This is a genomic window from Burkholderia pyrrocinia (assembly GCF_022809715.1).
Classification (GTDB): Bacteria; Pseudomonadota; Gammaproteobacteria; order Burkholderiales; family Burkholderiaceae; genus Burkholderia; species Burkholderia pyrrocinia_C.
Genome location: NZ_CP094459.1, coordinates 1,067,303 through 1,079,814 on the forward strand (window position 1 = coordinate 1,067,303; position 12,512 = coordinate 1,079,814).

Sequence of the window (12,512 nt, forward strand, 5' to 3'; positions counted from 1 at the left end):
TATTTTTCAGGTTTTCAGCATAAACAAATGAGAACGCAACGTCAGCCCGTACGCTCGCTCGACAAGCTCGACCGGCGCATCCTCAAACTGCTCCAGGACGACGGCCGGATGGCGATGAAGGACCTCGCGGAACAGGTCGGATTGACCGTCACGCCGTGCATCGAGCGCGTGCGGCGCATGGAGCGGGACGGCGTGATCACCGGCTATCACGCACGGGTCGACCCGGGCCAGCTGGGTGCCGCGCTGCTGGTGTTCGTCGAGATCACGCTCGGCCACAAGGGCGGCAACATGTTCGAGCAATTTCGTCGGGAAGTGATGAAGATCGACGAGGTACTCGAATGCCACCTCGTATCCGGCGATTTCGACTATCTGATCAAGGCGCGGATCGGCGAGATGGCCGACTACCGTAAGCTGCTCGGCGACATCCTGCTGCAGTTGCCCGGCGCCGTGCAGTCGAAGAGCTATGTCGTGATGGAGGAAATCAAGGAGACGCTGACGATCGCGGTCGGCGAGTGACGACGCGCCGGCGGCCCGTTAACGGGCCCCTTATCCCGCCCTTGGCATGCTGCGCCCAATACTGTATAAATGTACAGTATTGGGCGCAGGCGAATGGGTGGGCACATGGACGATCGGTCCGACAACGAATTTCCGGTAGCGCCGCCCGTGCCCCGCAAGGGGCGCGGTGCGGTCGACAACTTGCAGGGGCGGTACGAGCTCGCGCAGCGCGAAGCGGTCGACGACGGCTGGACGCACGAGTCGGACGACGCCGACTTCCCCGCGCCGCTGCGCACGCAGGTGTTCGAGGAGCGTGCGAAGAGCATCCTGACGCATAACCAGTCGCCAGATATTCCGTTCAGCGTATCGCTCAATCCGTATCGCGGTTGCGAGCACGGCTGCATCTACTGCTTCGCGCGGCCGACGCACAGCTATCTCGGCCTGTCGCCGGGGCTCGATTTCGAAAGCCGCATCTACGCGAAGGTCAATGCGGCCGAACTGCTCGAGCGCGAGATTTCGCGCAAGCGCTACGTGCCTGAGCCGATCGCGCTCGGCGTCAACACCGACGCCTACCAGCCGGTCGAGCGCGACCTGCGCATCACGCGCAGCGTGATCCAGGTGATGCACGATCGCGGGTTGCCGTTCGCCGCGATCACGAAATCGTCGCTGATCGAGCGCGATCTCGACCTGCTTGCACCGATGGCGGAGCGTAGGCAGGTGATGGCGGCAGTCACGATCACGACGCTCGATGCCGATCTCTCGCGCACGCTCGAGCCGCGGGCGGCGACGCCGGCGCGCCGGTTGCGCACGATCCGCGCGCTGCGCGATGCGGGCGTGCCGGTCGGCGTGAGCATTGCACCGGTGATTCCGTTCGTCACCGAGCCCGACATGGAGCGCGTGCTCGAAGCGTGCGCGGAAGCGGGCGCGACGCACGCGAGCTACATCATCCTGCGGTTGCCGTGGGAGGTCGCGCCGCTGTTCAAGAACTGGCTCGCCGCGCATTTTCCCGATCGCGCGGAACGCGTGATGAACCGCGTGCGCGACATGCGCGGCGGGAAAGACTACGACTCGGATTTCTCGAAACGGATGAAGGGCGAGGGGATCTGGGCCGACCTGTTGCGGCAGCGTTTCCGCCAGGCCGTCAAGCGGCTCGGGCTGAACGAGCGCACGAACGGCATCCTCGATCTGTCGCAGTTTCGCGGCGCGCCGGCCGCCGCAGTGCCGGCGCCGCGCGTAGCAGTGCGCACCGCCGGCGCGAAGTTGCGCGACGACATGCAGTTGAACCTGTTCTGACTGGCGCGCAATACCGGTGCTCGTCGGCGCCGGTGCGTCGCGCTCGTTGCGCTTACTGCGAAATCTGCTTCGCTGCTTCGACCTGCGATTCGAAATACGTCTGGAACGACAGCGCGAGCGCGGTCATCAGCAGGAACGCACCGATCAGCAGCGAGAAGATCACGACAAAGATCACGGTCCAGCCCGACCGGCTGTGCTTGCCTGTCTCCGCATTGAATTGCGCGTCCCACTTTTCGTCGGGGCGCAGCCCGTAGACGAGTGCGGCGAGGAACGCCGCCAGCAGCGAGATTGCGCCGGGTACCGCGAGCCACCAGCCGAGGCCGGCGCTGCGCTGGGTCGCCGCGAGCAGCAGGAAGCCAGGGATGCCGACGATCGTCGCGAGCAGGTGTGCCCAGCCGTACACGTCGCGAAAGCCGTACAGATAGAAGCGGTGCGCGCCGAGCGATCCGAACAGGAATGCGAGGGCGGCGGTGAGCGTCTTGGAACGGAAGCGGCGGGACGGTGCGGTGCTGCTGGACATGGATGGCGGCGTATTGTCGTTGGCATGGGCGGCCGGCGGGCCGGCGCGGGCGCGCGGCCCGGCACGCATTCTACGATGCCCGGTCGGGCCCGGTCACCCCCGGCCTGCGTCAAGGTGCCGCATAGGTCACGCGATAGATTGCACCTGCGTAGTCGTCGCTGACGAGCAGCGAACCGTCCGGCAGCGGCAGCACGTCGGCCGGGCGTCCCCACACTGTGCCGTCGGGCCGCAGCCAGCCCGTGACGAACGGGGTCTGGCGCGCCTGGCTGCCGTTTGCCGATACGACGACGCGCATTACGCGGTAGCCGACCTTCGTGCTGCGGTTCCACGAACCGTGTTCGGCAATGAACATGTTATTGCGATACGACGCGGGAAACATCGGCCCGGTATAGAAGCGCATGCCGAGCGCCGCGACGTGTGCGCCGAGTTTCAATACGGGCGGCACATAACGGCGGCATACGTCGGCGCTGCCGAATTCGGGGTCGGGCGTATCGCCGCCATGGCAGTACGGAAAACCGAAGTCGAGGCCGGCGCGCGGCGCGCGGTTCAGCTTGTCATCGGGCACGTCGTCGCCCATCATGTCGCGCCCGTTGTCGGTAAACCAGAGCTCGCCCGAATCGGGGTGCCATGCGAAGCCGGCCGTATTGCGCACGCCGCGGGCGACGACCTCGCTTCCGCTGCCGTCGGCCTTCATGCGTGCGATGATCGCGTAGCGGCTGCGATCGGCGAGGCAGACGTTGCACGGTGCGCCGGTCGGCACGTAAAGCTTGCCGTCGGGGCCGAACGCGATGAATTTCCAGCCGTGATGGTGGTCGGTCGGCAGCGCGTCGGTCACGACGACAGGGGGCGGTGGCTTGGCGAGCCGGTCGTCGATGCGATCGAGGCGCAGGATGCGCGACACGGCTGATATATAGAGCGCACCGTCGCGGTAGGCTACGCCGACGGGCATGTCGAGTCCGGACGCGATCACGTGGCGCGCGCTGATCCGGCCCTCGTGCATCTCGAACGCATGCACGCGGCCTTCCCGCGTGCCGACATACAGGATGCCGCGCGGCGACCACGCCATTTCGCGTGCGGTCGGTACTGCGTCGGTCAGCACTTGCACGTGGAAGCCGGGCGGCACGACCAGTTCATCGACCGGCAACGTTGCGGCGAACGCCGTAGCGGACGCGAGGCAGGCAAGGCCGGCGAGCAGCGTGATGAAACGGTGCTGAGCGCGGCGCGTCGGGGCGGCGCGAAGGAGCGGCATGACGGTCGGGAGCGTCCTGGACACGACGATTGTATGCCCGGCTGGCAGGCCGTCCGCGGATTTTTTGCGCGTAAGTGTTTGTTGTGCCTCTGGTTTCCGGCTATAATCGCGTGTTTCAGTAGTTTCGAACCCGGTTTTCCGAAGGACATCATATGGTTATCATCCGTCTGGCTCGTGGCGGCTCGAAGAAGCGCCCGTTCTACAACATCGTTGCTACCGATTCGCGTAACCGTCGTGACGGCCGCTTCATCGAGCGCGTCGGCTTCTACAACCCGGTCGCTACGAAGGGCGAATCGCTGCGTATCGCTCAGGACCGCCTGACGTACTGGCAAGGTGTTGGCGCGCAACTGTCGCCGACCGTCCAGCGTCTCGTGAAGGAAGCGCAAAAGGCGCAACCGGCTGCCTAACATGGCACGGTGTGCCGGTCGTGCCGGCTGTGAGGTGCATTGATGGCGGGTCACGATTCCGGTAATGCAAGGCGCGGGCGTGCGTCATTCGGCGCATTCGTCCGCAAGCCGGTCGAGCGCGACGTTGTCGCGAACGCCGGTCAGGCTGCCGAACAGGGTAGCCTCGAAGCGACGCAGGCCTGGCCCGACGATGCCGTCGAGGTCGGGGCGGTGGTCGACGCCTACGGCCTGAAGGGCTGGATCAAGGTGGCGACGCATGCCGATGCCGGTCGCGGCGGCGACGCGTTGCTCAACGCGCGCCGCTGGTGGCTGGAACGCGGTGCGGAGCGGCTTTCCGTCCGCATCATGCAGTCGAAGACGCACAGCGACACGGTCGTTGCGCAACCCGCGGGCGTCAGCGACCGCGATGCCGCGCTGGCCATGCGCGGCTTTCGCGTGTTCGTGCGCCGGGAAGATTTCCCGGCATTGGCCGCGGACGAATTCTATTGGGTCGACCTGATCGGTCTCGAAGTCGTCAACGAGCAATCGGTGGCGCTCGGGAAGGTGAGCGGGATGATCGACAACGGCGTGCATTCGATCATGCGTGTCGAGTATCCGGCGACCGGCAAAGACGGTCAGCCGACCACCGATGAACGGTTGATTCCGTTTGTCGGCGTATACGTCAAAACGGTGGACCAGGCGGCGCGTCGCATCGTCGTCGACTGGGAAGCCGATTACTGAAATGAACCAGGTTACCGAGAGCGCGGTGCAGTTCGACGTCGTCACGCTCTTTCCCGAGATGTTCCGCGCACTGACCGACTGGGGAATCACCAGCCGGGCCGTCAAGCAAGGGCGCTTCGGGCTGCGCACCTGGAACCCGCGTGATTTCACGACGGACAACTACCGCACGGTCGACGATCGTCCGTACGGCGGCGGTCCGGGCATGGTAATGCTGGCCAGGCCGCTCGAAGCTGCGATCGGCGCCGCGAAAGCAGCGCAGGCGGAGCAGGGCATCGCGAGCACGCGCGTCGTGATGATGTCGCCGCAGGGCGCGCCGCTCACGCACGAGCGAGCGGTGCGGATGGCACAGGAGCCGGGTGTCGTCGTGCTGTGCGGCCGCTATGAAGCGATCGACCAGCGCCTGCTCGACCGTTGCGTCGACGAGGAAATCAGCCTCGGCGATTTCGTGCTGTCCGGCGGGGAACTGCCGGCGATGGCGATGATGGATGCGGTCGTGCGGTTGCTGCCTGGTGTGCTGAACGATTCGCAGTCGGCCGTGCAGGACAGTTTCGTCGACGGCCTGCTCGATTGTCCGCACTACACGCGCCCCGAGGAATACGACGGCGTGCGCGTGCCGGACGTGCTGCTCGGCGGGCATCATGCCGAGATCGAGCGGTGGCGTCGCCAGGAAGCATTGCGGAATACGTTGCGGAAGCGGCCGGACCTGATCGTCCGGGCGCGTCGCGAAAAGTTGTTGAGCCGTGCTGACGAGGCATGGCTCGCGAACCTCGCACGCGAAGCGAAGGACGCCTCCTGAGGCGGCGTCGCGGGCGGGAATTGGCGGTGCCGTGCATGCGTGCGCGGTGCCTGATGTGAATCCATCCTCTATCGGGGCCGGCCTGGGAGCAGGCAGGTGCAAACGCCGACACGATGGCAATAGGAGTCAGTGATGAACCTCATCGCAAAACTTGAGCAGGAAGAAATCGAGCGCGCGCTCGCCGGCAAGACGATCCCCGAATTCGCCCCGGGCGACACGGTGATCGTGAACGTGAACGTGGTTGAAGGTAACCGCAAGCGCGTTCAGGCTTACGAAGGCGTCGTGATCGCAATTCGCAACCGTGGCCTGAACTCGAACTTCATCGTCCGCAAGATCTCGTCGGGCGAAGGCGTCGAGCGTACGTTCCAGACGTACTCGCCGCTGCTGGCAAGCATCGTCGTGAAGCGCCGCGGTGATGTGCGTCGCGCGAAGCTGTACTACCTGCGCGAGCGTTCGGGCAAGTCGGCTCGTATCAAGGAAAAGCTGGTGTCGAAGGATCGCACCGCAGCAGCTTCCCAAGAGTAAGAGCTGTAAGGAAAAAGCACCCGACCGGGTGCTTTTTTCATTCTGGCGCGACAATATGCTCGATACGACACGAACCAGAGAGCCCCATTGAACCGCCGCCCCATCATCGATCCCGAAGTATTGCCGGTCGAAGGCACCGGCGCCGGCCTGCCCGCCATCGATCCCCGCCTGATGACGCCGTCCGGCTTGCGCGATCGTTTCGCGCGCACGCTCGACTGGAACGTCGAGCCCGGAGAGGCGAGGCTGCAGGAAGGCGTCGATCCGCGCAGCGCGGCCGTTCTCGTGCCGCTCGTCACCCGCGAGTCGGGCCTCACCGTGCTGCTGACCCAGCGCGCCGATCACCTGAACGACCACGCCGGGCAGATCAGCTTTCCCGGCGGCCGTCGCGAACCGTTCGATCGCGACGCGACCGCCACCGCGTTGCGCGAAGCGAAGGAAGAGATCGGGCTGGCCGCCGAACGCGTCGAGATCCTCGGCGCGTTGCCCGACTACCTGACCGGCACCGGCTTCTGCGTGGCGCCGGTGGTTGGCCTCGTGCATCCGCCGTTCACCGTGCAGGCCGACACGTTCGAAGTCGCCGAGATCTTCGAGGTGCCGCTCGCGTTCCTGATGAATCCCGCGAACCATCAGGTCCGCGTGTTTCGCTGGGAAGGCGGCGAGCGTCGTTTTTTTGCGATGCCCTATCCGAACGGCGAACCGGGCGGGCATTACTTCATCTGGGGCGCAACTGCCGCCATGTTTCGCAATCTGTACCGCTTCTTGGCCGCTGCATAGACGCGCATACCGGCACATGCGCGCGGCCGGCCGCCGGGCGGCTGCGTCGGCAGCCATGCTCGGCTTACGCTGTGCTATCGTTATGCAAAAAATGACATAACTCCGAAGACGGCGCCACGCATGACTTTCTTTTCGGTTCTCCTTGCCCTCATCATCGAACAGGTCCGCGCGTTGTCGCCGAACAATCCGGTGTTCGCGCTGTTCCAGTTTCATGCGGAAACCGTCGCGCATGGCCTCGACGCCGGCAAGCAGAAGCACGGCATCCTCGCGTGGCTCGCGGTCGTGCTGCCCTGGGTGCTGGTCGTCGCACTGATCTATTTCCTGCTGTACAAGGTGAGCTTCGTGCTCGCGTTCCTGTGGAACGTGGTCGTCGTGTATTTCACGCTTGGCTTCCGACAGTTCAGCCATTACTTCACCGACATCCATCTCGCGCTCAACAACGACGACGTGCCGCGCGCGCGCGAAATCCTGCGCGAGTGGACGGGCATCGACACGGTCGACATGCCGGTCGGCGAAATCGTCCGCCATACGCTGATTCACGCGGTTGTCGCATCGCATCGCCACGTGTTCGGCGTGTTCTTCTGGTATGTGCTGCCGATCGGGCCGGCCGGCGCCGTGCTGTACCGGATTTCCGAATACCTCGCGCGCAGCTGGTCGACGCCGGGCGACGAGCGCACGGCCGCTTTCTCGACGTTCGCGCAACGCGCGTTCTTCGTGATCGACTGGATTCCCGCGCGACTGACCGCACTCGGCTTCGCGATCGTCGGCAATTTCGAGGATGCGATCTACGCGTGGCGCAACCACACGCGCCAGTGGCCCGACCCGAACGACGGCGTGCTGCTGGCAGCCGGCAGCGGGGCGCTCGGTGCGCGTCTCGCGGGGCCGCTCGCGGAACCGTCGAGCCTCGACGCGCTGGCGGTCGGCGACAGCGGTCCGTTGACGGTCGGTGACGATTGCACGCCGCGTACGCTGCAGTCGGCGGTCGGTCTCGTCTGGCGTGCGGTGATCCTGTGGATGATCCTGCTGCTGATGCTGACGCTTGCCGTCTGGGTGTCGTGACGGGGCCGCGCAGCGCCCGATGAAAGGCAAAGGCCGGCTTGATGCCGGCCTTTTTGCTGTGGGTCAGTCGTCGAGCGGATCGCGCACGGCACCGCATTGCCAGCACGCCGTGAACTGGGCCTCGAGCGCTTCGCCGCACTGTCGGCAGCGCCACGGCGCGGCGCCGGCCGACGGGCCGTGCGACGCGGCATCGAGCAGCCGGCGAGCGAGCGCGTCGTCGCGTTCGTCGTCGAGCCACAGCTCGGGCGTGCACGCGTCGGCGGGCAGGCCGCCGAGTGCGCCGGTCGCGTAGCAGTTATGCAGCTCGCAACCGACGCCGGCCACCTGGAGCACGTTGGCCCAATGCTGCGCCGTCGCAAGATCGGGTGCCTTGAAACGCATGGCGGCTCCTGTCGATGAAGGCCGGCCCGAACGGCATTGGCCGCCGCGCGCCTGTCGCGCGATCAGCGGACGATCTGGCTCGCCTCGTGCACGAGCTGCGCATACAGCGCGTGCCGCGACGGCGCGATGCGGCCGTCGTCGACCGCTTCGAGAATCGCGCAGCCGGGCTCGTGCAGATGATGACAATTATAGAAACGGCAGTCCGCGAGCAGAGGCCGGAACTCCGGAAATGCGCGCTCGAGACGGCCTTCCGTCAGATGGTAGAGGCCGAACTCCTGGAAGCCCGGCGAATCGATCAGCGCGCCGCCGCCCTCCAGCGGGTAGAGGCGCGTGAACGTCGTCGTGTGGCGGCCGCTGTTGAGCGCGGCCGAGATCTCGCGCGTCGCGGCTTCGGCGTCGGGAACCAGCAGGTTCACGAGCGTCGACTTGCCCATCCCGGACTGGCCGAGCAGGATCGTCGAATGGCCGGCGAGGTGCGGCATCAGTTGCGCGCGCGCGTCGTCGGGCGAGCCCTTTACCGACAGTTCGAGCACGTCGTAGCCGAGTGCGCGGTACGGCGCGAGGCGCTCGCGCGCGACCGGCAGCGCAGCTTCGACGTCGATCTTGTTCAGCACGACGAGCGGTTTCAGCTCGTTCGCCTCGGCGGCGATCAGCGCGCGGCCGAGCAGGTCTTCGCTGAAATAGGGTTCGGTCGCGAGCACGATCAGCAACTGGTCGAGGTTGGCCGCGAAGAGCTTCGACTTGAACTGGTCGGAACGGTACAGCAGGTTGCGCCGCTCGCCGATCTCGACGATCACGCCCTGGTCGGCCGACGCGTGTTCGTACACGACGCGGTCGCCGACCGCGATGTCGCTCTTCTTGCCGCGCGGGAAGCACTGCAGCATCGGGCCGCCGTCGTCGGGCGCGACGATGTAGTGGCGGCCGTGCGCCGCGATCACGCGGCCTTCGACACGTTGCGCGCCCGACGCGCGCGGGGCCGGCTTGCGGGAAGGCGGCCGGCTCATGCGAGCTGCAGCAGGCGGTCGATCCGCTGCGATGCGGGCGGATGCGAGTAGTAGAAGGCCGTGTAGACGGGGTCGGGCGTCAGCGTCGACGCGTTGTCCTCGTAGAGTTTCACGAGCGCGCTGACGAGATCCTGCGCGTCGGTCTGGCTGGCCGCGAACGCGTCGGCCTCGAATTCGTGCTTGCGCGACGTGAGGCTGCTGAACGGCGTCGCGAAGAACAGGAACACCGGAATGGCGAGGAAGAACAGCACGAGCGCGGCGCCTGCATTGCTCGTGTCGAGCGACGGCGTGACGCCGAGCCCCGTATAGAACCAGGTGCGCTGCGCCAGCCAGCCGAGCAGTGCGAGCAGCACGAGGCTCAGCACGAACGACACGAGCATCCGCTTCATCACGTGGCGGCGCTTGAAATGGCCGAGTTCGTGCGCGAGCACGGCTTCGATTTCCTGGCCGGACAGGCGCGCGAGCAGCGTGTCGAAGAACACGATCCGCTTCGATGCGCCAAAGCCCGTGAAGTACGCGTTGCCGTGCGCGGAGCGGCGGCTGCCGTCCATCACGAACAGCCCCTTCGCCGCGAAGCCGCAGCGCTTCATCAGCGACTCGATGCGCAAGCGCAGCGCGTCGTCCTTCAGCGGCTCGAACTTGTTGAAGAGCGGTGCGATGAAGGTCGGGTAGATCAGCAGCACGAGCATCTGGAACGCGACCCAGACGATCCAGGTCCACAGCCACCACAGGCTGCCGGCCTGGTTCATCAGCCACAGCACGGCGAACAGCAGCGGCAGGCCGAGCGCGGCGCCGAGCAGCGTGTTCTTCAGCATGTCGGTGAAGAACAGCCGCTTCGTCATCCGGTTGAAGCCGAAACGCTGCTCGATCCCGAACTGGCGGTAATACTCGAACGGGACGTCGATCACGCTCGTGATCACGAGCACCGCGGCGACGAGCGCGACCTGCTGCCCGTAACCGCGGCCGAGCCAGCCGGTCAGCAGCGTGTCGAGCGCGCCGACGCCGCCGAGCAGCGTGAGGCCGACCAGCACGGCCGCGCTGACGACGATCTCGAGCATCGTCAGCCGGGTGCGCTCGACCGTATAGTCGGCCGCGCGCTGGTGGGCGGTCAGCGGGATGGTTGCGCTGAACTGCGCCGGCACGCCGTTGCGGTGCGCGGCGACGAAGCGAATCTGCCGCGACGCGAGCCACAGCTTGGTGACGACCATCGCGAGCACGGCGAGCGCGAACAACAGGGTGAACGAAAAGGGTGACATCGAAGGCGCCAAAGGGGTTCTATGCGAGAATTATATGTTCTTGCGGACCGGGCCCGCTGATGCGTTGCCGGCCGCCCGGGCGGCGCCGCGCGCCGTCCGCCATTTTCCAGGATGACTCATGACCGATACCGCCGCTTCCGCCAGCCAGCCCGCGCTCGTGCGCAACGAGTTGAACCTCGTCTGGCTCGACATGGAGATGACGGGCCTCGACCCGGATAACGACCGCATCATCGAGATCGCGGTCGTCGTGACCAATTCCACGCTCGACGTTGCCGTCGAAGGCCCCGTGTTCGCGATCCACCAGAGCGACGAAACGCTCGCGAAGATGGACGACTGGAACAAGTCGACGCACGGCCGCTCGGGCCTGATCGACCGCGTGCGCGCATCGACCGTGACCGAGGCGGAAGCCGCCGCGCAGCTGCAGGCGTTCCTCGCGCAGTACGTGTCGCCCGGCAAGTCGCCGATGTGCGGCAACTCGATCTGCCAGGACCGCCGTTTCATGGCGCGCTGGATGCCCGAATTCGAGAAATTCTTCCACTACCGCAATCTCGACGTCAGCACGCTCAAGGAGCTGTGCCGCCGCTGGCAGCCCGCGATCTACAAGGGCTTCCAGAAGCGCGCGATGCACACGGCGCTCGCGGACATCCACGAGTCGATCGACGAGCTGAAGTACTACCGCGAGCATTTCCTGATTCCGGCCGCGCCGGCGTCGGCAGGCGAGTCCGCGCCGGCCGCCTGAGCGGGCCGGCACGCGCTCAGCGCTCGGTACACGCTCAGCGCTGCGCGCTTTTCGGCCGGAACGCCGCGACCACCGCGGCGTCGGTCTCGATGTACGGGCCGCCGATCAGGTCGATGCAGTAGGGCACCGCGGCGAAGATGCCGGGCACGGTCGACTTGCCGTCGGCGTCGCGCAGCCCTTCGAGCGTTTCCCGGATCGACTTCGGCTGGCCGGGCAGGTTGATGATCAGCGCCGCATGGTCGGCCGTCTCGCGAATCACCGCGACCTGCCGCGACAGGATCGCGGTCGGCACGAAATTCAGGCTGATCTGCCGCATCTGTTCGCCGAATCCCGGCATTTCCTTCGTCGCCACGGCCAGCGTGGCCTCGGGCGTCACGTCGCGGCGCGCGGGGCCCGTGCCGCCCGTCGTCAGCACGAGGTCGCAGCCTGCGACGTCGACGAGCTCGGCGAGCGTGGCGGAGATCGTCGGCGCGTCGTCCTGGATCAGCCGGGTTTCGGCGCGCCACGGCGAGACCAGCGCGCCGGCGAGCCACTCCTGCAGCGCCGGAATACCCTTGTCTTCATAGACACCCGTGCTGGCACGGTCGCTGATCGATACGAGACCGACGACGAGCTCGTCCGGGTGGTTACGCTTCGTCGTCATGGTCGTCTCCGGCGTCGTCGGCCGCTTCGTCATCCCCGCCGGGCGTGCCGCTCGCGGTCTTGACCCACTGGAACAGCTCGCGGAAATAGCGCGGCGGCTTGCCTTGCTGCGCTTCCTTGCGCGCGTTGCGGATCAGCGTGCGGCCTTCCTGGATGTCGGCGTCGGGGTGCTGGCGCAGGAATTCGGTCAACGCGTCGTCGCTGGCGAGCAACTGTTCGCGGGTGCGTTCGATCCAGTGCAGGCGGGCCGTCGCGGCCTTGTTCACGCCGCGCTGCGCGTCGAGCGCGGTGCGCAGCGCGGCCGTCTCGTCGTCGGCCAGCGAGCGCATCACGCGGCCGACGTACTGGAGCTGGCGGCGCTTGCCTTCGTGATCGGTGATCCGGCGCGCCTCGCGAACGGCGTCCGCGAGGGCTTCCGGCATCGGCATGCGCTTGAGCGCGTCCTTCGGCAGGTCGACGAGCGCCTGGCCGAGCTCCTGCAGCGCGTGCATCTCGCGCTTCAACTGGGATTTGCTGGGGCGATCGTAGCCGTTGTCGTCGTCTTCGACGGCATGCTCGATCGGCTGAATTCGGGTTTTGCGTGTCATGGGCGGCATTGTATCGCGGCGCGGACACCCCAAGCTTGTCTGTGTCCGTCCCCGGACCTTGCTAT

16 protein-coding genes are annotated in these 12,512 nt (G+C 66.3%); 9 read left to right on the forward strand and 7 right to left on the reverse strand.

What is annotated here, in order from left to right; genetic code table 11:
* Nucleotides 1-27 precede the first annotated feature (27 nt).
* Together MRS60_RS05005 and MRS60_RS05010 are read left to right on the forward strand one after the other, a co-directional pair.
* Nucleotides 28-516 (forward strand): Lrp/AsnC ligand binding domain-containing protein, encoded by a 489-nt coding sequence (locus tag MRS60_RS05005; protein WP_012492860.1) that lies wholly within the window; start codon nt 28-30, stop codon nt 514-516.
* 93 nt (nt 517-609) lie between these two features.
* Nucleotides 610-1,788 (forward strand): PA0069 family radical SAM protein, encoded by a 1,179-nt coding sequence (locus MRS60_RS05010; protein ID WP_034183051.1) that lies wholly within the window; start codon nt 610-612, stop codon nt 1,786-1,788.
* A 52-nt stretch (nt 1,789-1,840) separates the two neighbouring features.
* Here the strand turns inward: MRS60_RS05010 and MRS60_RS05015 are convergent, their stop codons facing one another.
* Together MRS60_RS05015 and MRS60_RS05020 are read right to left on the reverse strand one after the other, a co-directional pair.
* The gene (locus MRS60_RS05015; protein ID WP_034183440.1) at nt 1,841-2,308 is read right to left on the reverse strand and encodes an NINE protein; all 468 of its coding nucleotides are present in this window, start codon (nt 2,306-2,308) and stop codon (nt 1,841-1,843) included.
* A 109-nt stretch (nt 2,309-2,417) separates the two neighbouring features.
* Nucleotides 2,418-3,557 carry a PQQ-dependent sugar dehydrogenase gene (locus tag MRS60_RS05020; RefSeq protein ID WP_243565308.1) on the reverse strand — a complete coding sequence of 380 codons (1,140 nt, stop codon included), beginning with the start codon at nt 3,555-3,557 and terminating at the stop codon, nt 2,418-2,420.
* A 152-nt stretch (nt 3,558-3,709) separates the two neighbouring features.
* On the opposite strand from MRS60_RS05020, the gene rpsP reads away from it, so the two are divergent.
* The 6 genes from rpsP to MRS60_RS05050 all read left to right on the forward strand — a co-directional run bounded on the left by rpsP (nt 3,710) and on the right by MRS60_RS05050 (nt 7,838).
* Nucleotides 3,710-3,964 (forward strand): 30S ribosomal protein S16, encoded by a 255-nt coding sequence (gene rpsP, locus MRS60_RS05025; protein WP_006476550.1) that lies wholly within the window; start codon nt 3,710-3,712, stop codon nt 3,962-3,964.
* 42 nt (nt 3,965-4,006) lie between these two features.
* Nucleotides 4,007-4,684 carry a ribosome maturation factor RimM gene (gene rimM, locus MRS60_RS05030; RefSeq protein WP_034183053.1) on the forward strand — a complete coding sequence of 226 codons (678 nt, stop codon included), beginning with the start codon at nt 4,007-4,009 and terminating at the stop codon, nt 4,682-4,684.
* Between the two features lies 1 nt (nt 4,685).
* Nucleotides 4,686-5,480, forward strand: a complete 795-nt coding sequence (trmD, locus tag MRS60_RS05035) for a tRNA (guanosine(37)-N1)-methyltransferase TrmD (RefSeq protein WP_034183054.1) — start codon at nt 4,686-4,688, stop codon at nt 5,478-5,480.
* 132 nt (nt 5,481-5,612) lie between these two features.
* A complete protein-coding gene (gene rplS, locus MRS60_RS05040; protein ID WP_011883860.1) occupies nt 5,613-6,005 on the forward strand; it encodes a 50S ribosomal protein L19 in 393 nt (130 codons plus the stop codon).
* Between the two features lie 87 nt (nt 6,006-6,092).
* The gene (locus MRS60_RS05045) at nt 6,093-6,779 is read left to right on the forward strand and encodes a CoA pyrophosphatase (RefSeq protein WP_034183055.1); all 687 of its coding nucleotides are present in this window, start codon (nt 6,093-6,095) and stop codon (nt 6,777-6,779) included.
* A gap of 120 nt (nt 6,780-6,899) precedes the next feature.
* Complete coding sequence (locus tag MRS60_RS05050) at nt 6,900-7,838, forward strand: CobD/CbiB family protein (protein ID WP_034183056.1); 939 nt, start codon at nt 6,900-6,902, stop codon at nt 7,836-7,838.
* Nucleotides 7,839-7,901: 63 nt separating this feature from the next.
* Here the strand turns inward: MRS60_RS05050 and MRS60_RS05055 are convergent, their stop codons facing one another.
* From MRS60_RS05055 to MRS60_RS05065, 3 genes are all read right to left on the reverse strand, one after another.
* Nucleotides 7,902-8,219: a hypothetical protein gene (locus tag MRS60_RS05055; RefSeq protein ID WP_034183057.1), complete on the reverse strand. Its 318-nt coding sequence runs from the start codon at nt 8,217-8,219 to the stop codon at nt 7,902-7,904.
* 62 nt (nt 8,220-8,281) lie between these two features.
* Complete coding sequence (gene rsgA / locus MRS60_RS05060) at nt 8,282-9,223, reverse strand: ribosome small subunit-dependent GTPase A (RefSeq protein ID WP_034183058.1); 942 nt, start codon at nt 9,221-9,223, stop codon at nt 8,282-8,284.
* Nucleotides 9,220-10,479, reverse strand: a complete 1,260-nt coding sequence (locus MRS60_RS05065; protein WP_034183059.1) for a M48 family metallopeptidase — start codon at nt 10,477-10,479, stop codon at nt 9,220-9,222. The genes rsgA and MRS60_RS05065 overlap by 4 nt, the downstream gene beginning before the upstream one ends.
* 118 nt (nt 10,480-10,597) lie before the next feature.
* Between MRS60_RS05065 and orn the strand changes: the two genes are divergently transcribed.
* Nucleotides 10,598-11,218, forward strand: coding sequence for an oligoribonuclease (gene orn / locus MRS60_RS05070; protein WP_034183060.1), 621 nt, complete (start codon nt 10,598-10,600; stop codon nt 11,216-11,218).
* 34 nt (nt 11,219-11,252) lie between these two features.
* On the opposite strand, the gene mog is transcribed toward orn, so the two are convergent.
* Together mog and yjgA are read right to left on the reverse strand one after the other, a co-directional pair.
* Nucleotides 11,253-11,861, reverse strand: coding sequence for a molybdopterin adenylyltransferase (gene mog, locus MRS60_RS05075; protein ID WP_243565309.1), 609 nt, complete (start codon nt 11,859-11,861; stop codon nt 11,253-11,255).
* Nucleotides 11,845-12,447 carry a ribosome biogenesis factor YjgA gene (gene yjgA / locus MRS60_RS05080; RefSeq protein WP_279388921.1) on the reverse strand — a complete coding sequence of 201 codons (603 nt, stop codon included), beginning with the start codon at nt 12,445-12,447 and terminating at the stop codon, nt 11,845-11,847. Before yjgA ends, mog begins: the two co-directional genes overlap by 17 nt.
* Nucleotides 12,448-12,512 lie beyond the last annotated feature (65 nt).

Excerpts from the sequence above, each read along its gene's own strand:
- MRS60_RS05005 (WP_012492860.1), top strand. The coding sequence starts at position 28 with ATGAGAACGCAACGTCAGCCCGTACGCTCGCTCGACAAGCTCGACCGG.
- MRS60_RS05010 (WP_034183051.1), top strand. The coding sequence starts at position 610 with ATGGGTGGGCACATGGACGATCGGTCCGACAACGAATTTCCGGTAGCG.
- MRS60_RS05015 (WP_034183440.1), bottom strand. The coding sequence starts at position 2,308 with ATGTCCAGCAGCACCGCACCGTCCCGCCGCTTCCGTTCCAAGACGCTC.
- MRS60_RS05020 (WP_243565308.1), bottom strand. The coding sequence starts at position 3,557 with ATGCCGCTCCTTCGCGCCGCCCCGACGCGCCGCGCTCAGCACCGTTTC.
- rpsP (WP_006476550.1), top strand. The coding sequence starts at position 3,710 with ATGGTTATCATCCGTCTGGCTCGTGGCGGCTCGAAGAAGCGCCCGTTC.
- rimM (WP_034183053.1), top strand. The coding sequence starts at position 4,007 with ATGGCGGGTCACGATTCCGGTAATGCAAGGCGCGGGCGTGCGTCATTC.
- trmD (WP_034183054.1), top strand. The coding sequence starts at position 4,686 with ATGAACCAGGTTACCGAGAGCGCGGTGCAGTTCGACGTCGTCACGCTC.
- rplS (WP_011883860.1), top strand. The coding sequence starts at position 5,613 with ATGAACCTCATCGCAAAACTTGAGCAGGAAGAAATCGAGCGCGCGCTC.
- MRS60_RS05050 (WP_034183056.1), top strand. The coding sequence starts at position 6,900 with ATGACTTTCTTTTCGGTTCTCCTTGCCCTCATCATCGAACAGGTCCGC.
- MRS60_RS05055 (WP_034183057.1), bottom strand. The coding sequence starts at position 8,219 with ATGCGTTTCAAGGCACCCGATCTTGCGACGGCGCAGCATTGGGCCAAC.
- rsgA (WP_034183058.1), bottom strand. The coding sequence starts at position 9,223 with ATGAGCCGGCCGCCTTCCCGCAAGCCGGCCCCGCGCGCGTCGGGCGCG.
- MRS60_RS05065 (WP_034183059.1), bottom strand. The coding sequence starts at position 10,479 with ATGTCACCCTTTTCGTTCACCCTGTTGTTCGCGCTCGCCGTGCTCGCG.
- orn (WP_034183060.1), top strand. The coding sequence starts at position 10,598 with ATGACCGATACCGCCGCTTCCGCCAGCCAGCCCGCGCTCGTGCGCAAC.
- mog (WP_243565309.1), bottom strand. The coding sequence starts at position 11,861 with ATGACGACGAAGCGTAACCACCCGGACGAGCTCGTCGTCGGTCTCGTA.
- yjgA (WP_279388921.1), bottom strand. The coding sequence starts at position 12,447 with ATGACACGCAAAACCCGAATTCAGCCGATCGAGCATGCCGTCGAAGAC.